Genomic DNA, 18,993 nt, shown 5'->3' on the forward strand with positions numbered 1-18,993 from the left:
CAATGCCGAAAAAAAATAAATTCATGAACAGAGGAGCGGCAATTCTCAGTATTTGTTTTGCCCTCTTTTTCTTTGTCATCGTAGGACGATTTGCGTTTATTCAAGCGACGGGAAAAGTGAACGGCGAAGTGCTTGCACAGAAGGCGAACGAACAGTATGAGAAAAAGCGGACGATCGAAGCCCACCGGGGATCGATCCTTGACCGGAACGGAAAAGTGCTTGCCGAAGACACTACGACATATAAGCTTGTCGCGATTTTGAGCGAAAAGATGGAGCCTCAATACGTTAAAGACAAGCAGCTGACAGCTGAGAAGCTTGCGCCGATCCTCGGCATGGATGAGGGGAAAGTGCTCGATATTCTCAATAAAAAAGGACCGTTTCAGGTCGAATTCGGATCGGCGGGACGGGATTTGACATACGCCCAAAAAGAGAAAATCGAAAAGCTGAAGCTGCCGGGCATCGTGTTTACCCGCGATACGAAGCGCTACTATCCAAACGGAATCTTTGCTTCCAATCTCATCGGCTATTCGCAGATCAACGAAAAAACAGGTGAAATGCAAGGCATGATGGGCCTTGAAAAAACGCTGAACGATTATTTGAAAGAAACGGACGGATACATGACGTACGATACCGACAGAACGGGCTGGCGTCTGCCGAACAGCAATGAAAAGATCAAAGCGCCTAACAACGGAGACAACGTGTATTTGACGATCGATCAAAAAATCCAGGCGTTTTTGGAAGACAGCATGACGACCGTTCAAAAAGAGTACAAGCCGAAGAAGATCATGGCGGCGGTCGTTGATCCGAAAACGGGCAAAGTGCTCGCGATGGGGCAAAGGCCGAGCTTCAACCCGAACGTGCGCGATGTCACGAACTATTACAACGACCTTGTCTCCTACAGCTTTGAGCCGGGCTCGACGATGAAGATTTTCACATTGGCGGCGGCCATCCAAGAAGGCGTATATAATGGAGGAGAACAATACAAATCTGGATCATATTCGGTTTCTAAAAAAGATAAGCCGATCAAAGACCATAACGGTGGAAACGGCTGGGGTCCGATCACATTTAATGAAGGTGTTGAACGCTCCTCAAATGTCGCGTTTGCGATCCTTGCCAATGATAAACTCGGCACGGATCGCTTCAATCAATATTTGCGGAAGTTCCATTTTTACGACAAAACGGGCATCGACCTGCCTGGGGAAGCGAACAGCAAAATCAATTTTGAATATTTGCGCGATAAAGTATCAACTGCCTTTGGTCAAAGTTCAGCGGTAACGCCGATCCAGCAGCTTCAGGCCGCGACGGCGATCGCCAATAACGGAAAAATGATGAAGCCTTATGTCATCGATCATGTCGTTGATTCTGACAAAAACAAAACGATTTATCAAAATAAACCGGAACAAGTCGGCCAGCCGATCTCTGCCAAAACGGCAAAAGAAGTGCGCGACCTGTTGGGAAAAGTCGTCACATCTGAAAAAGGAACGGGGAAACCGTACAAGATCGAAGGATTTGATGTCGCCGGAAAAACCGGTACGGCGCAAATTGCCGGAGAAGACGGCAGATATTTGACCGGCCGCGAAAACTACGTGTTCTCCTTCATGGGCATGGCCCCGAAGGACGATCCGCAGCTTCTCGTTTATGTGGCCGTGCAGCAGCCGCAATTAAAGGCTACGGAAACAGGCTCTGCTCCGGTATCAAAAATTTTCAATCCGGTGATGAAAAACAGTCTTCACTATTTAAATATCACACCGAAAGAAACCAAAAAAGAAGAAAAGCAGGAAGAAAAACAGCTTGAAATGCCTGATTTCACCGGCAAACGAGCTAAATCTGCCGAAAAAGAGGCACAAGACAGCAGCCTTGTTCCTGTTACAATCGGCGACGGCTTGGCTGTGAAAGAACAGTACCCGAAAGCAGGCGAAGCCGTCCTGCCGAATCAACGGGTCTTCCTGAAGGCCGACGGGAAAATTACACTGCCTGATATGACGGGCTGGTCAAAGCGGGACGCCCTCCGTTTCGGCGCCATGGCAGGCATTCATATCGAAACGAGCGGCCAGGGTTATGTGAAGAGTCAAAATGTAAAAGCAGGCAAACAATTAAAAGCAAACTCGGTCGTAAAAGTCAGATTGAAAAACGAATAGATCCCGTCTAAAAGGCTATCGGCTCAGAGTCGATAGCCTTCCGTTTGGGCGCGGCGCCTTGAACATATGAAAAATCGGGCCGTTCTATCAAAACGCTCCAAGGCATAAAATGAAACAAGCCTAAATAAGGAGTGAACGGTCTCTTGCGCGTTTCCAATGTAACGGTCAGAAAACGTTTAATATTCGTTCTGCTTTTTGGTGTGATCATCTTTTTGATTATTGATACAAGGCTAGGATACGTTCAGTTCGTTCTGGGGGATAAACTGACGACTTTAGCAAAAGATTCGTGGAGCCGGAACCTTCCTTTTGAGCCGGAAAGGGGCGAAATATTGGACAGGAACGGTGTTAAGCTGGCGACAAACCAAAGCGCGCCATCGGTTTTGGTTGTTCCGAAGCAGGTTGAAAATCCGATCAAAACGAGCAAACTGCTGGCCAGCGTTTTGAATATGTCGGAAGAAAAAGCGTACAAACATGTCACAAAAAAAACATCGATTGAAAGGATCAATCCCGAGGGCCGGAAAATTTCCCATGAGAAAGCAAAAGAAGTCAGAGATCTCAACTTGAAAGGCGTGTATATTGCAGAAGACTCCGTTCGCCATTATCCCTTCGGCAGCTATTTGTCCCACGTGCTCGGATTCGCGGGCATTGACAACCAGGGTCTGCTCGGCCTCGAAGCCTTTTATGACAAAGAGCTGAAAGGTGAAAAAGGTTATGTGAAATTTTATTCTGACGCAAAAGGCAAGAGGATGCCGGGTGAGGCGGATGACTATACCCCGCCGAAAGACGGGCTTGATATGAAGCTGACGATCGATTCAAAGGTGCAGACGATCATGGAGCGGGAGTTTGATATTGCAGAAGCGAAGTATAATCCGGACGGAATGGTCGGTGTGGCGATGAACCCGAAAAACGGAGAGATATTGGCGATGGTCAGCCGGCCGGACTTTGATCCTGCAAACTACAAATCAATCGATCCTAAAGTCTATAATCGGAACTTGCCTGTATGGAGCACATATGAGCCCGGTTCTACTTTTAAAATTATCACGCTTGCCGCAGCTTTGGAGGAGAACAAAGTCAACCTCCAAAAAGATCACTTCTATGATAAAGGTTCAGTTGAAGTTGACGGTGCAAGACTGAAGTGCTGGAAGCGCGGCGGACACGGCGCACAATCGTTTCTTGAAGTCGTCCAAAATTCGTGCAACCCAGGATTTGTTGAGCTTGGTCAGCGGCTTGGCAAAGAACAACTGTTCAGCTACATTAAAAATTTCGGCTTCGGACAAAAAACCGGAATCGATCTGCAAGGCGAAGGAACGGGAATCTTATTCCCTCTTGACCGCGTCGGTCCTGTAGAGCAGGCGACAACCGCTTTCGGCCAGGGGGTATCGGTGACACCGATCCAGCAGGTCGCAGCTGTTTCTGCAGCTGTCAACGGCGGAACTCTGTATACGCCGTATATTGCCAAAGAGTGGATTGATCCCGTGACAAAACAAACAGTAAAAAAACAGACGCCGATCGCCAAAAGAAAAGTGATTTCTGAAGAGACGTCCAAACAGATCCGTTACGCACTGGAGAGCGTTGTCGCCCAAGGGACGGGGCGGAACGCTTTCGTCGACGGCTACCGGGTGGGTGGCAAAACGGGTACGGCGCAAAAAGTCAAAGACGGGAAATATTTAAAAAACAACCATATCGTTTCATTTATCGGAACGGCTCCTTCAGATGATCCAAGCCTCGTCGTCTACGTCGCCGTCGACAACCCGAAAGGCACGATTCAATTCGGGGGTACGGTTGCAGCGCCGATCGTCGGAAACATCATGAGAGACAGCCTTCCGCAGCTCGGTGTTGAGAAGCGGAAAGATCAGATTGAACGCGAATATCAGTGGCTGGACAAAAAGCTGATCGAGGTCCCGAACCTTATAGGGCTTTCCGTGACAGAGCTTGAACCGTTGCTGATCAACCTCAGGCTGAAAGCTTCCGGAGAAGGCAATGTCGTCGTTCAGCAGTCCCCTAAGCCGGGCGAAAAAGTAAAAGAAGGATCAACCGTTCGCATTTACCTTGACAGCGAAGACGGAGCCTCTGATTAATTAGGATCATGATAAGGAGCGGCAACCGGCTGGATGTCCGAGGCCGTTCCTCCTAAAAAATATATAGATTTTAAAGGATTAGCTGGATGTATCCTCTTTTTTACGCTAAAATATGAACTGTATGTCTGCACGAAGCTCGTGCGGCGAATCAACGCAGGAAAATATGACAACGAATGAAGAATGATTAGACTTGAGAGGTTTGATACGATGAAATTAACAAAGCTTCTTACATATTTAAAAAATGCACCTTCCTATGCCGGCCAAGAAGACCCTGATATAACTTCAATTGAGATGGACTCCAGGGAAGTCAAGACAGGGAGTCTTTTTGTTTGTATAAAAGGCTATACAGTCGACGGGCATGACTACGCCCGGCAAGCCGCTGAAAAAGGGGCTGCCGCCATCGTGGCGGAAAGGGAAGTCGACGCTGATGTGCCGGTGATTATCGTCCGTCATACGAAGAGAGCGCTTGCCGTGCTGTCGGACGCTTTTTACGGCCAGCCGACGAAACAGCTGAAGCTGATCGGCATTACAGGCACAAACGGCAAGACATCGACTTCTCACATGGTGGAGGAGATCTTCAGAAAAGCCGGGAGCCGTACAGGACTGATCGGCACGATGTACACGAAAATCCATGACGAAACGTTCGATGCGAAAAATACGACGCCGGAAAGTGTCACACTTCAAAAAACGTTTAGAAAAATGGTTGATCAGGATGTGGATACAGCCGTCATGGAAGTATCTTCACACGCTCTCCACATGGGCCGGGTACACGGGTGTGATTACGATATCGCCGCATTTACGAACCTGACCCAGGACCACCTTGACTACCACCAGACAATGGAAGAATATAAACATGCGAAAAGTCTGCTTTTCTCGCAGCTCGGCGGTTCTTTTAACCACGAAAAACCGAAGTGGGCCGTGCTGAATGCGGATGACCCTGCATCAGCCTATTTCGCCCAAGTGACGTCAGCACACCTTTTGACATACGGAATTCAAAATGATGCCGATGTCAAGGCTGAAAATATCAAAATGGCTCCGAAGGGGACAACCTTTGACATGGTGACGCCCAAAGGTTCTGCCCAAGTGACGATCCCGCTTGTCGGCCTGTTTAACGTCTACAATGTTTTAACGGCCGCCGCGATCGCGATCGCAGCGGATATCCCGTTTGCTACGATTACGGAAGGAATTGAAGGGCTGAAAGGCGTCAGAGGTAGATTTGAGCTTGTGGATGCAGGCCAGGACTTTTCGGTGATCGTCGACTATGCCCATACCCCTGACAGCCTCGAAAATGTCTTGAATACGTGCAGAGGCTTAACGGAAGGAAAGCTGTTTGTCGTCGTCGGCTGCGGTGGAGACCGTGATAAGACGAAGCGTCCGAAAATGGCGAAAATCGCCGTTGACCTTGCTGATGAACCGGTCTTTACAGCCGATAACCCGAGAAGCGAAAACCCGCTCGCCATTTTAAACGATATGGAAGAAGGCGTAAAAGGGGCTTACTATCACAGCATCGTCAACCGCGAGCAAGCGATCTTTTTTGCCATTGCAAACGCCAAAAAAGGCGATGTCGTCCTGATCGCAGGCAAAGGTCATGAAACTTACCAGCAGATCGGCGGTCAAACTTTTGACTTTGATGACGCTGAAGTGGCCAAAAGAGCCATTCTTGAGCTGAAATAATCGAAAAAGAACTACAGGAAAGAGTTGTTGAAATTGATGGATGAAATAAATCAACATATGAAAAAAAACAGTGAATATGATAAATGCGTATGCTGCTTCTTATATCAAGCGGAAAGGGGAGAAGAACGATGCTCGAACAAGTAATTCTATTTACCATTATCATGGGCTTTTTAATCAGCGTTCTTTTATCTCCGATTTTCATTCCGTTTTTAAGAAGGCTGAAATTCGGGCAGAGCATCCGTGAGGAAGGTCCGAAATCCCATCAGAAAAAATCGGGAACGCCGACGATGGGCGGCGTCATGATCATATTGTCGATTATCGCGACGACCATTGCTATGACGATGAAATTTTCCGAAGTGAGCATGAACATGATCCTCCTCTTGTTTGTTACGGTTGGATACGGTCTGCTCGGCTTTCTTGATGATTATATTAAAGTCGTGATGAAGCGTAACCTTGGACTCACATCCAAACAAAAACTGATCGGCCAAATCGTGATTGCTCTGGTATTCTATGCCGTCTACCACTTCCAAGGGCTGCCGACTGACATCCGCATTCCGGGAACAGAGCTGTCGTTTGATTTCGGTTGGATTTATCCGGTGCTCGTCATCTTTATGCTTGTCGGCGGTTCAAATGCCGTTAACCTGACTGACGGGCTTGACGGTCTGTTGTCGGGTACCGCCGCCATCGCGTTCGGTGCGTTTGCGATTTTAGCGTGGAACCAGTCGCAATACGATGTCGCCATTTTCGCGGTTGCCGTTGTCGGAGCGGTGTTAGGATTTCTTGTGTTTAACGCGCACCCCGCGAAAGTCTTTATGGGAGATACAGGGTCGCTTGCCCTCGGCGGCGCGATTGTGACGATTGCGATTTTAACGAAACTGGAAATCCTGCTTGTCATCATCGGCGGAGTATTCGTCATTGAAACGCTGTCTGTCATTTTGCAGGTTATTTCATTTAAAACGACCGGCAAACGAATTTTCAAAATGAGCCCTCTTCACCATCATTACGAGCTTGTCGGATGGTCTGAGTGGAGAGTTGTCGTCACTTTTTGGACAGCGGGGCTTCTGCTAGCCGTCTTAGGAATTTACATCGAGGTGTGGTTATAAGTGGATACTCAAGATTTATTGCAAAATCAAAATGTGCTCGTACTCGGGCTGGCGAAAAGCGGATATGCTGCCGCTTCGATCCTTCATGAGAAAGGCGTAAAGGTTGTCGTGAATGACCAGCTGCCTTTTGAGGAAAATGAACCTGCGCGGATTCTCGCGGAAAAAGGGGTGGAAGTCGTCTGCGGCTCTCATCCGACGGAACTGTTTGATCTTCATTCGATCGACATTCTGATTAAAAACCCGGGCATCCGCTATGAAAACGTGATGGTCGAAGAAGCGCTGAAGCGGGGTATACCGGTCTGGACGGAGGTTGAACTTGCCTACCATCTGACAGATGCCCCGTTCATCGGCATTACCGGTTCAAACGGTAAGACGACAACGACAACGCTTGTTTATGAAATGCTGAAAGCCGATTCGAAAAAAGCGCTCGTTGCTGGGAATATCGGCACGGCGGCAAGCGAAATGGCCAATCAGGCCAGGGGAGACGAATGGATTGTGACAGAGCTGTCAAGTTTTCAGCTCATGGGGACTTATCAATTCAGACCGAAAATCGGATTATTATTAAACGTATTTGATGCCCATCTCGATTATCACCATTCGCGCCAAAATTATGAGCTTGCCAAACAGCAGGTCTATCGAAATCAATCGGAAACAGACGTTGCCGTTGTCAATTTGGACGATGAGACAGTCGTCCGGCTCGCCGAATGTTCAAAAGCGGAGAAGGTGTATTTTTCTGTCCGCCGGACACTTGAGCGCGGAGCGTGCGTGAAAGACGGCGTGATCATGTTTAACGGCGAACCGGTCATGCCAGTGGAAGACGTCGTTTTGCCGGGAGAGCACAATTTGGAGAACATTTTGGCCGCCCTTTGCATCGTTAAAACCGCAGGCGTCTCCGATGAGGCCGTCCGTAAGGTGCTGACGAGCTTTACCGGTGTAAAGCACAGGATGCAATACGTCGCGACGATCAAAAACAGACTGTTTTACAATGACAGCAAAGCGACAAACATTCTTGCGACGAAAAAAGCGCTGTCCGCCTTTCAAAAGCCGGTCATTTTGCTGGCAGGGGGGCTTGACCGCGGAAATGAATTTGATGAACTAAAGCCGCATATGTCTTTTGTCAAAGCGGTGATCACATTCGGCGAGACCGCGCCGAAGTTTGAGAAGCTGGCCGAAGAAATGGGAATACAACAGGTTAAACGTGTCGATAATGTTGAACAAGCAGCAACTGCGGCGTTCAGCCTGTCAGACGAAGGAGATGTCATTCTTCTGTCCCCGGCCTGTGCGAGCTGGGATCAGTACAAAACATTTGAAGAACGTGGTGACATGTTTGTAAACGCCGTGCATATGCTTAAATAAGGGCTTGTCTCGTAAAGATAGCCCTAAGAATTAGAGCTTGGGGTGTTCGGCTTTGCAAACAAAAAAAACGTCACCGGATTTTTTGCTGGTTATCATTACGCTATTGCTTTTAACAATTGGACTGATTATGGTATACAGCGCCAGTGCGGTATGGGCGACTTACAAATACGACGACTCCTTTTTCTTTGCGAAACGGCAGCTTTTGTTTGCCGGCGTCGGAGTCATCGCCATGTTTTTCATCATGAACGTCGACTACTGGACGTGGAGGACTTATGCGAAAATACTGATCATTGTATGTTTCTTTCTGCTCATCATCGTCCTGATTCCCGGGATCGGCATGGAACGGAACGGGTCGAGGAGCTGGATCGGAGTCGGCGCTTTCAGCATTCAGCCGTCCGAGTTTATGAAGCTCGCGATGATCGCATTTTTGGCCAAGTTTTTATCTGAAAAGCAAAAGAAGATTACATCGTTTAGAAAAGGCTTTGTGCCGGCGCTGGGCATTGTCTTTTCAGCTTTTCTGATCATCATGATGCAGCCTGACCTCGGAACAGGAACCGTGATGGTCGGCACATGCATCATTATGATCTTTGTCGCGGGGGCGAGAATTTCGCACTTCGTTTTTCTTGGTCTTCTAGGCCTGAGCGGCTTTGTCGGCCTTGTGCTGTCGGCGCCGTACCGGATCAAAAGGATCACTTCATACTTGAATCCTTGGGAAGATCCTTTAGGAAGCGGCTTTCAAATCATTCAGTCTCTTTATGCGGTGGGGCCCGGCGGGCTGTTCGGCCTCGGCCTCGGCCAGAGCAGGCAAAAGTTTTTTTATCTGCCTGAGCCGCAGACAGATTTTATTTTTGCGATTTTATCAGAGGAGCTCGGCTTTATCGGCGGATCGCTGATTCTTTTGCTCTTCAGCGTTCTACTGTGGAGAGGCATCAGAATCGCGCTCGGTGCGCCCGATTTATACGGCAGTTTTGTCGCCATCGGCGTCATTTCGATGATAGCGATTCAGGTTATGATCAATATCGGCGTCGTGACCGGCCTGATTCCTGTTACAGGCATTACGCTTCCGTTTTTAAGCTATGGCGGTTCATCACTGACCTTGATGCTCATGGCGGTCGGCGTGCTGCTGAATGTCAGCAGGTATTCTAGATACTAGATTTCGGCGATAACCCTGTTGCGAGATAGCAGGGTTATCGGCATGTACATAAGGAATAAGGGGGAGAACAGATGCGGATTGTTGTTAGCGGAGGCGGAACGGGCGGCCATATTTACCCCGCCCTTGCGTTTATTAAAGAAGTGAAAAGGCATCACGAAGATGTTGAGTTTTTATATATCGGAACCGAAAAAGGCCTGGAGAAAAATATCGTCGAGCGGGAAGGGATCCCTTTTAAAGCGATTGAAATTACGGGTTTTAAAAGAAAACTGTCATTTAAAAACGTCAAAACCGTCATGCGTTTTTTAAAGGGCGTAAAAGAATGCAAAAAAGAATTAAAACGGTTTAAGCCCGACGCAGTGATCGGCACGGGCGGCTACGTGTGCGGACCCGTGGTGTACGCGGCTTCAAAACTGGGGATCCCGACGATTATCCACGAACAAAACAGCCTTCCCGGACTCACCAATAAGTTTTTATCCAAATATGTTGATAAGGTAGCGATTTGTTTTGATGAAGCGAAAACACATTTTCCTGCTGAAAAAGTTGTTTTTACAGGAAACCCGAGGGCGTCTGAAGTCGTCTCTATAAAAGGGGGCCGTTCCCTGACCGCTTTAGGTCTTTCAGAGGGCAAAAAAACGGTCCTTATTTTCGGAGGCAGCCGCGGTGCCGCTCCGATCAATGAAGCGGTCATCGCGATGCAAAACGAATTAAAAAAGCGGGATTACCAGGTTCTTTATGTCACAGGGGAAGTTCACTATGATAAAGTCACAGCTGCGCTTGACAAAGAAGGCGCCGCTCAGAATATGGTCGTTCAGCCGTTTCTCCATCAAATGCCCGAGTACTTAAAAGAGTTCGATGTCGTCGTGGCGCGCGCAGGTGCGACGACAATAGCGGAAATTACCGCGCTCGGGATTCCAAGCGTTCTGATTCCGAGTCCGTATGTTACGGCCAACCACCAGGAAGTGAACGCACGCTCACTAGGGGAGCAGAACGCCGCAGTCGTTTTAAAAGAATCAGAGCTTAATGGAGACCGCTTAATTCAGGCGATCGATCATATTTTACAAGACGAAAAGACGTTGAAAGAGATGAGCAGCCGTACGAAATCGCTAGGCGTGCCGGACGCCGCGGAACGCTTGTACAATGTGCTGAAAGAACTGAAACATCATGCAAAATGATAAGTCAGAAGGATTTTGGAGGTTTTCGATGGATAAGGTGATACAAGAATTAAAAGAACTTGAAGTCGGCAAAGTTCTGGAAAACGAGCCGCTCAGCAACCATACAACGATTAAAATCGGAGGACCGGCTGATGTGCTGGTGGTTCCGAAAAACATTCAAGCTGTCAAAGATACGATGAAGGTGATCAAGAAGCACGGCGTCAAGTGGACGGCCATCGGCAGAGGCTCGAATCTGCTTGTCCTCGATGAAGGGATAAGAGGCGTCGTCATCAAGCTCGGCCAAGGACTTGACCATATGGAAATCGACGGCGAGCAAGTGACGGTCGGCGGCGGCTACTCTGTCGTAAGGCTTGCGACAGGCATCAGCAAAAAAGGGCTTTCCGGCCTTGAATTTGCCGCAGGCATTCCGGGTTCGGTCGGCGGAGCGGTTTACATGAATGCCGGCGCCCACGGCTCTGATATCAGCAGGGTATTGGTGAAAGCATTGATCCTTTTTGAAGACGGAACGATCGAATGGCTGACGAATGAAGAGATGGCATACAGCTACCGCACGTCCATTCTTCAAAACGAGCGGCTGGGCATTTGTCTTGAAGCCGTTCTCCAATTGGAGCAAAAAGAACGCGATGAGATCGTCGCACAGATGCAGAAAAACAAAGACTACCGAAAAGAAACGCAGCCTGTGTCCAACCCTTGCGCAGGCAGTATCTTCAGAAACCCGCTGCCTGAACATGCGGGCCGGCTAGTTGAAGAGGCAGGTTTGAAAGGTCATCAGATCGGCGGGGCAAAGGTTTCAGAGATGCACGGCAATTTCATTGTCAATGCAGGCGGTGCAACAGCGAAAGACGTCCTTGATTTGATTGCATTCATTCAAAAAACGATTAAAGAAAAATACGATATCGACATGCACACTGAGGTCGAAATTATCGGAGAAAAACGGTAAACCGCCTCTCTACTTCAGATCGCCTTATGATATAATGTATGAAACAAACAAGCAAACGGCATCCTAGTATGTCGTTTGTTTCGCTAAACGGAAGCTTTTTAGCTTGCCCCGTGCTTTCATATGTCGGGAAGCGCGTCTTTTTTCGAACAAAAATAAGCAAATAAAAATCTTTTTGTCTGCTTTATTAACCTGAGGTGAGCCTACGTGAAACCCGGTATTGATAAAGAAAAAGTAGTGAATATAGAAGAACGGATTCCCAAAATTAAAGAACAGCGAAAGCAAAAGGCAAACCGCCGGCTGATCACGTTTATTCTGCTCTTTTTCACGATGATGCTGATCATCATCTACCTGCAGACGCCGATCAGCAAGGTCTCGACGGTAGAGATTAAAGGAAACAAAAACGTTTCAAAAGACCAGATCATTTCCCTCTCTTCGATCCATAAAGGACAGACGGAATTCTGGAGTCTGAGCAAGCAAAAAGCCGCAGAAAAGATCGAGCAGAATAAACTGATCAAAAAAGCCGAAATTTCTAAACAACTGCCCAACAAAATCGCCATCTCCATCGAAGAGTATAAAAGCATTGCATTTTTGCAAAAACACAATGTGTACTACTCCGTGCTTGAAAACGGCACGGTGCTTCCTGAAGAGGTGACGCCGACTGACATCGGACCGACCCTTAATAACTGGGAGGAAGACGAAAAGCTCGTTCAAATGGCAAAACAGCTGAACAAGCTTTCCGATTCCGTGAAAAAATCGATTTCCGAGATCAACTATACGCCTCAAAAATCAAACCCTTGGCTGATCAGGCTGTATATGAATGACGGTTATATCGTGACGGCTTCGCTGAAAACGTTCGGACAGAAAATGAACAGCTATCCGGCGATCGTAAAAGAGCTGCCGAAAGGGGAAAAAGGCATTATCCATATGGAAGTCGCGACTTATTTTGAACCTCTGAAAAAAACGGATGAAAGCAAAAAGGGAGACGGAAATTGAAGAGACACACAGTCAATCTTTCACTCGCCATGCTTGTCCTCGGGTTCCTGCTGTCTTTCTCCTATCAATTCGCCAGGGAAAACAAAGACCATGAAGAAACCGCCGAAAATTGGAAAGAGGAATATTCCTTGCGCGACCGGCTGATTTCCCAGGAAAAGCAAAATAAGAAGCTGGAACAGGAGCTTTACAAAAAACAGCAGAAAGTACAGAAAACAGAGACGGCTTTGAAAAAGGAAAAAAAAGAGTATTACAATATTGTGGAAGATGTTGAGAGGTACAGAATGTTCGTCGGGGAAATCGGCGTTCAGGGCGAAGGGATCAAAGTGACGCTGAAAGACGCTTCTTACATACCGGAAGGTGAGAATGTCAACAACTATATCGTCCATGAAAGCCACATTTTCCGCCTGCTCAATGAGCTGTGGATTTCCGGGGCGGCCGCGGTGTCGATCAACGGGCAGCGCGTGACACATCATTCCTATATATCGTGCAACGGCCCTGTCATTACGGTTGACGGTAACCAGTATCCGGCGCCGTTTGTCATTTCTGCCATCGGGGATGCGGATGTGCTGATGCCGGCGCTGAACATTGCAGGGGGGCTTGTGGACCAGCTGAGCCGCGATCATATTTCAGTCAGCATCGAAAAACAAGATAAAATCGAGATGGAGCCCCTTTTAAAGCAGGGGGAATGAACGTTGAAAAGTTGGTGGGCGGACGTTGAAGAAAAATAATCGTTTCATCAGTTTGAGCATCCTGATGCTCATTTTCGGAATTATGCTGTCCGTGCAGTTCAATTCGCTGAAAGCGCCGAAGGTCCGCGATACGCGGGACATTTGGGACCTCAGGGAAGACCTGAAGGAAGAACAGAAAAAACAGCTTGATCTGATCAGCGAAATTGACAAGTATGAAAAAATGCTGAACACATACAGTCATCAAGAAGAAACCTCGCGGACAAAAGCGTTGAATGAAACGCTTCAAAACTTAAAAAAACAGGCCGGTTTCACAGATGTTACAGGGAACGGAATCATCATCACTATTTCTCAGCTGTTCTCGGAAGAACTGACGGGAGAATCCATTCAAAATCCCCCTCCCGACCTTCTGAAAAAGCTGATTAATGAACTGAATATGTATGAAGCGGAAGAAATATCCATCAATGACAGAAGGGTTGTCAACACGACGGTGATCCGTGATATCAACGGAACGACCAAAATAGACGGATATCCTTTGGACAACTATCCGATAACGGTAAAAGTCATCGGCAAAAACGCCGATAAACTATATAGCCGAATGAATGCTTCATCCCTGCAGGATCTGTTCGCGGGAGAAAATCTGGATTTGCAAATCAAAAGGCCTGAAAAACAAATCAAAATCAAAGCTTACGAAGGTTCAATGCAAGTTGCGCCATTGAAACCGCTCGAAAAATCAAAAGGAGAGAATTCCTAATGTGGCTTCCGGTTTTAGGGCTTTTGCTCGGAATTACAATCGGGTTCAGCACGAACTTCACCATTCCGGATGAGTACTCAAATTATTTGTCCCTGGCGATTCTGGCATCGCTCGATACTTTGATCGGGGGAATAAGGGCCCATTTGGAAAGTGTATATGATGAACTAGTTTTTGTGACAGGCTTTTTCTTCAATATTATTCTCGCCATAAGTTTGGCTTTTCTGGGCGTTCATCTTGGTGTAGACTTGTATTTAGTCGGTATGTTTGCATTTGGCGTGAGGCTTTTTCAAAACATCGCGGTCATCAGAAGAATACTGCTCGCCAAATGGACGGCCTCGAGGAGAAAAAATTAAAAAAAAACTCGGTTTTAAAAGAGGATATACATAGGATATCACGAATATTCACAGTAATCCTAAAACTAAAAACGAAGCGTATTGGTTTGTATTGATTGTTACACACTTGTAAAACCAGATTCATTGTATTGTTGTTCGGCAAATAATAGAATAGAATTGACTGAAATGTGAGGAGGTGCCATAGAATGAACAACAATGAACTTTACGTCAGTCTAGACATCGGTACGTCCAATATTAAAGTGATCGTCGGTGAAATGTCAGACGATTCTCTTAACATTATCGGAGTCGGAAATGTTCCCTCAGAGGGGCTGAAAAAAGGATCAATCGTTGATATAGATGAAACGGTTCATTCTATAAAAAAAGCGTTTGAACAAGCAGAAAGAATGATAGGTTTTCCGCTGACCCACGCGATCGTCGGGGTTAATGGGAACTACATCCATATTCAAGAAACGAACGGTGTTGTGGCTGTCTCAAGCGAGAATAAAGAAATCCACGTTGAAGACGTGCGCCGGGTGATGGAGGCCGCTCAAGTCGTTTCCATCCCGCCTGAACAGCTGATCGTCGATGTGATTCCGAGACAGTTTATCGTTGACGGAAGAGGCGATATCACAGATCCGAAAAAGATGCTCGGCGTCCGCCTTGAAGTGGAAGGATCGCTGATCACGGGCTCAAAAACGATTTTACATAACCTGCTCCGCTGTGTGGAAAGAGCGGGAATTGAAATAACGGATATTTGCCTTCAGCCGCTGGCCGCCGGATCTGTCGCTTTATCAAAGGACGAAAAAAACCTCGGAGTGGCTTTAATCGACATCGGGGGAGGATCGACAACGGTTGCCGTATTTGAGGACGGACATCTTCTTGCGACCCGCGTCATACCCCTGGGAGGAGAAAACATCACCAAGGATATTTCAATCGGATTGCGCACTTCCACAGACGAAGCTGAGCGGGTGAAGAAGCAGTTTGGACATGCTTTCTATGAAGAAGCGTCGGAAGAGGAAACATTTGAAGTCGCCGTGATCGGGACAGACCAAAAGCAAACCTTTTCTCAGCGGGAAGTGGCAGACATTATAGAAGCCAGGCTCGAAGAAATCTTTTTATTCGTGGCAGAAGAACTGCGGAACATGGGAATAAAAGAATTGCCGGGAGGGTTTGTGCTTACAGGGGGACAGGCTGGAATGCCGGGGGTCCTCAGCCTCGCACAGGATGTTCTTCAAAATAACGTCAGAGTGGCTAGCCCGAATTATATCGGTGTAAGAGAACCTCAATACATGACAGGAGTCGGCCTCATCCAATTCGCTTACCGCAACGCAAAAATCCAAGGCAGAAAAGTAGGTTTTAAGATGCCGGAACAAGCGGTTCAGGAAGTCGCGGCAACACATCAAAAAGAAGTGCAGCAGCGGCCGAAGCCAAAATCCAAGCAGCAGGCTCAAGCTGAGAAAAAGCCGAGCAAAATGAAGAAAATATTTAACTTCTTTTGGGAATAGAGATTAGTCATTCGACGGATTAGGAGGATTTAGCATGTTAGAGTTTGAAACAAATATAGACGGCTTAGCATCGATTAAAGTAATAGGAGTAGGTGGCGGCGGTAACAATGCCGTCAATCGGATGATCGAAAATGACGTTCAGGGAGTCGAGTTTATCGCAGTCAACACGGATGCCCAGGCTCTCAACCTGTCAAAAGCGGAAACGAAAATGCAGATTGGTGCGAAGCTGACACGCGGGCTCGGCGCCGGAGCCAATCCGGAAGTCGGCAAAAAAGCCGCAGAGGAAAGCAAAGAACAAATTGAAGAAGCGCTGAAAGGTGCAGACATGGTGTTCGTCACAGCCGGAATGGGCGGCGGAACAGGAACGGGCGCGGCACCTGTCATCGCACAAATCGCAAAAGATCTGGGCGCATTGACTGTCGGCGTTGTCACAAGGCCGTTTACCTTTGAAGGAAGAAAAAGACAGCTTCAGGCGGCAGGCGGTATTTCAGCAATGAAGGAAGCCGTCGACACCCTGATCGTCATTCCGAATGACCGTCTTCTTGAAATCGTCGATAAAAACACACCGATGCTTGAAGCGTTCCGCGAAGCGGACAACGTTCTCCGCCAAGGTGTTCAGGGCATTTCAGACTTGATCGCAACACCTGGACTGATCAACCTTGACTTTGCCGACGTCAAAACAATCATGTCCAACAAAGGTTCTGCACTGATGGGTATCGGTGTAGCGACAGGTGAGAACCGCGCTGCAGAAGCCGCTAAAAAAGCTGTTTCCAGCCCGTTGCTTGAAACGGCGATTGACGGCGCCCAAGGCGTGCTGATGAACATCACAGGCGGAACCAACTTAAGCCTTTACGAAGTTCAGGAAGCAGCAGACATTGTTGCAGCTGCATCTGACCAGGACGTCAACATGATCTTCGGATCTGTCATCAATGAAAACTTAAAAGACGAGATCGTCGTTACGGTCATCGCGACCGGCTTTATCGAACAGGATCAAGATGCATCTAAGCCGCAGAGACCTTTAAACCAAGGCTTAAAACAGCATCATCAGCCTGCTCCGAAACGGGAGCCGAAGCGCGAGGAGCCAAGCATGCCGCATCGCAGCCCATCACAGCCTGCCGAGGATACGCTTGACATCCCGACTTTCTTAAGAAACCGCAATAAACGTTAAAACGTCTACAATACATTGAAAGCTGCCGACAATAAGTCGGCGGCTTTTTTTATGCACTGGAACTAGCCGAAGATCCTCCCCCTCTCAAAGCATCAATTGTCATCCTGCTCGAAGCATCTCCCTCAAAAGACTTGCATCTAACCCCTCTCTTTTCTCCTGGATGCACGGATTTTCCTTTCGTCTTGTCATCTGACCGAACTATGAACGGTGAACAAGTCATATGTAAAAAGAACGAATTTACAAACCGATAGAGGAAAAATGACAAAATACGACAATATCTACAAGTCTTTTCTTTTACCATTATTAATAGTTTCTGTTTCTAGACAAAGAAACGCAAGAAACGACTATATTTGCTATTGCTAAAAGGAGGATGTCATGTGAAGAAAAAGCCATTATTCCGCACATTCATGTGCGCTGCACTCGTCGGTTCACTTCTCGCTCCGGTGACCGTGCAGGCTGAAACAGGCACTGCAGCGAAGGCCAAGGAAGAAAGTAAAATATCAAGCGCTCTTTACAAACGTTTTGAGAAAGAAGATAAAGTGACTTTCTTAATTAAAATGAAAAACCAGGCGAATCTTCAGCAAGCGGCAACAGCGGCTGAAAAGCGGGCGAAAGCAAGCGTTATGACAGTGAAAAAAGTAAAAGAAATCAAACGTTCAGCCGTGCTGACTTCCCTGCGTACAAAAGCTGAGCGAACTCAAAAAGACTTGAAATCGTTTTTGGAAAAAGAAGAGAAAAAAGGAACAGCAAAGCAAGTGGAATCTTTCTATATTGTAAACGGCATCGCCGTGACGGCGACAAAGGATGTGATGGAAAAAGCGGCTTCATTTCCTGAGGTTGAAAAAGTGCTGCCCAATCAAAAAATTAAGCTGGGCAACACCGAAAAACCTACGGTAGAATCAAAAACATCCGCGGATCGCACCCCTGCTTCCAACATTCAGCAGGTTCATGCGCAGGATGTCTGGAAAAAGCGCTATAAAGGCAAAGGCGCCGTCGTCGCTTCAATTGACACCGGCGTTGAGTGGGATCATCCGGCGTTGAAAACAAAGTACAGGGGCTACAACCCTTCTAAACCGAACAGTCCCGACAATGAGTTCAACTGGTTTGATGCGACAAGCAATAAGAAAACCCCATATGACGACTTGGGCCACGGCACACATGTGACAGGCACGATGGTCGGCTCAGAAGCCGGCGGTAAAAACCAGATCGGTATCGCGCCGACGGCGAAATGGATCGCTGTCAAGGCCTTTTCAGAGGACGGAGGAGATGAAAAATCCCTTTTGGCTGCAGGGGAATGGATTTTGGCCCCGAAAGATGCGAAAGGAAAAGCGCACCCTGAAAAGGCTCCCGATGTCGTCAACAATTCATGGGCAGGGGAACGCGGACTCAATGAATGGTATTTGGATATCGTCAAAGCTTGGCGGGCAGCAGATATCTTTCCTGCATTCGCAGCAGGCAATGTCAGCGAATTTGAACCGGGCGGACCGGGTTCAGTTGAGAACCCGTCCAACTATCCGCAATCTTTTGCGGTAGGCGCAGTTGACAGCGCAAACGCGCTAGCCGACTTTTCATTGCAAGGGCCTTCACCATATGACGAAATCAAGCCCGATATTTCCGCACCGGGCGTCAGCATCCGCTCTGCTTATCCGGGACACAAGTATGCTGCAATGAGCGGAACATCGATGGCGACCCCGCATGTATCCGGCATCGTCGCTTTAATGAGGGAAGCCAATCCGGACCTCACAGTCGATGAAATCGAGCGCATCCTGCTGAATACGGCGATGCCTCTGACTGACAAAACGTTTAAAAAATCGCCGAACAACGGCTACGGATACGGCTTAGTCAACGCTTTAAAAGCTTTTGACGCAGCTAAAAAAACAAAATGATAAAAAGGACAAAACCGCTTTAAGGTTTTGTCCTTTTTTTATCTAATTTTAAACA

Annotated in this window: 15 protein-coding genes; all 15 read left to right on the top strand. The window is 47.6% G+C overall.

The genetic code is table 11. The features are described 5' to 3' along the window. The first annotated feature begins 2 nt into the window (after positions 1–2). Positions 3–2,138, top strand: a complete 2,136-nt coding sequence (locus MKX80_RS08505; protein ID WP_154997815.1) for a penicillin-binding protein — start codon at positions 3–5, stop codon at positions 2,136–2,138. A gap of 143 nt (positions 2,139–2,281) precedes the next feature. Further along, the gene (locus MKX80_RS08510; RefSeq protein ID WP_154997813.1) at positions 2,282–4,216 is read left to right on the top strand and encodes a stage V sporulation protein D; all 1,935 of its coding nucleotides are present in this window, start codon (positions 2,282–2,284) and stop codon (positions 4,214–4,216) included. 207 nt (positions 4,217–4,423) lie between these two features. Continuing rightward, entirely contained in the window at positions 4,424–5,890 is a 1,467-nt protein-coding gene (locus tag MKX80_RS08515; protein WP_154997811.1) for a UDP-N-acetylmuramoyl-L-alanyl-D-glutamate--2,6-diaminopimelate ligase, read from the top strand. A 128-nt stretch (positions 5,891–6,018) separates the two neighbouring features. Continuing rightward, complete coding sequence (mraY, locus tag MKX80_RS08520; RefSeq protein WP_154997809.1) at positions 6,019–6,993, top strand: phospho-N-acetylmuramoyl-pentapeptide-transferase; 975 nt, start codon at positions 6,019–6,021, stop codon at positions 6,991–6,993. After that, positions 6,994–8,349 carry a UDP-N-acetylmuramoyl-L-alanine--D-glutamate ligase gene (murD, locus tag MKX80_RS08525; RefSeq protein WP_154997806.1) on the top strand — a complete coding sequence of 452 codons (1,356 nt, stop codon included), beginning with the start codon at positions 6,994–6,996 and terminating at the stop codon, positions 8,347–8,349. It abuts the gene before it with no gap. A 52-nt stretch (positions 8,350–8,401) separates the two neighbouring features. Then, entirely contained in the window at positions 8,402–9,502 is a 1,101-nt protein-coding gene (spoVE, locus tag MKX80_RS08530) for a stage V sporulation protein E (RefSeq protein ID WP_339228347.1), read from the top strand. Positions 9,503–9,573: 71 nt separating this feature from the next. After that, positions 9,574–10,674, top strand: coding sequence for an undecaprenyldiphospho-muramoylpentapeptide beta-N-acetylglucosaminyltransferase (murG, locus tag MKX80_RS08535; RefSeq protein WP_268342846.1), 1,101 nt, complete (start codon positions 9,574–9,576; stop codon positions 10,672–10,674). A 28-nt stretch (positions 10,675–10,702) separates the two neighbouring features. Then, positions 10,703–11,614, top strand: coding sequence for a UDP-N-acetylmuramate dehydrogenase (murB, locus tag MKX80_RS08540; protein ID WP_268342845.1), 912 nt, complete (start codon positions 10,703–10,705; stop codon positions 11,612–11,614). 204 nt (positions 11,615–11,818) lie between these two features. Beyond that, a complete protein-coding gene (locus tag MKX80_RS08545) occupies positions 11,819–12,607 on the top strand; it encodes a cell division protein FtsQ/DivIB (protein ID WP_020451304.1) in 789 nt (262 codons plus the stop codon). Continuing rightward, the gene (locus MKX80_RS08550; protein WP_154997798.1) at positions 12,604–13,296 is read left to right on the top strand and encodes a DUF881 domain-containing protein; all 693 of its coding nucleotides are present in this window, start codon (positions 12,604–12,606) and stop codon (positions 13,294–13,296) included. The genes MKX80_RS08545 and MKX80_RS08550 overlap by 4 nt, the downstream gene beginning before the upstream one ends. A 64-nt stretch (positions 13,297–13,360) precedes the next feature. Then, positions 13,361–14,047, top strand: coding sequence for a DUF881 domain-containing protein (locus tag MKX80_RS08555; protein ID WP_223307114.1), 687 nt, complete (start codon positions 13,361–13,363; stop codon positions 14,045–14,047). Beyond that, on the top strand, positions 14,047–14,400 hold the full coding sequence (locus MKX80_RS08560) for a small basic family protein (RefSeq protein WP_003181559.1): 354 nt from the start codon (positions 14,047–14,049) through the stop codon (positions 14,398–14,400). The genes MKX80_RS08555 and MKX80_RS08560 overlap by 1 nt, the downstream gene beginning before the upstream one ends. A 185-nt stretch (positions 14,401–14,585) precedes the next feature. Further along, complete coding sequence (gene ftsA, locus MKX80_RS08565; protein ID WP_154997796.1) at positions 14,586–15,884, top strand: cell division protein FtsA; 1,299 nt, start codon at positions 14,586–14,588, stop codon at positions 15,882–15,884. Between the two features lie 34 nt (positions 15,885–15,918). Continuing rightward, a complete protein-coding gene (gene ftsZ, locus MKX80_RS08570) occupies positions 15,919–17,052 on the top strand; it encodes a cell division protein FtsZ (protein WP_075752944.1) in 1,134 nt (377 codons plus the stop codon). 377 nt (positions 17,053–17,429) lie between these two features. Next, on the top strand, positions 17,430–18,938 hold the full coding sequence (locus MKX80_RS08575; RefSeq protein ID WP_154997793.1) for a S8 family serine peptidase: 1,509 nt from the start codon (positions 17,430–17,432) through the stop codon (positions 18,936–18,938). The last annotated feature ends 55 nt before the right edge of the window (positions 18,939–18,993 follow it).

The sequence above is a fragment of the Bacillus sp. FSL K6-0972 genome (genome assembly GCF_037976035.1).
Classification (GTDB): Bacteria; Bacillota; Bacilli; order Bacillales; family Bacillaceae; genus Bacillus; species Bacillus haynesii.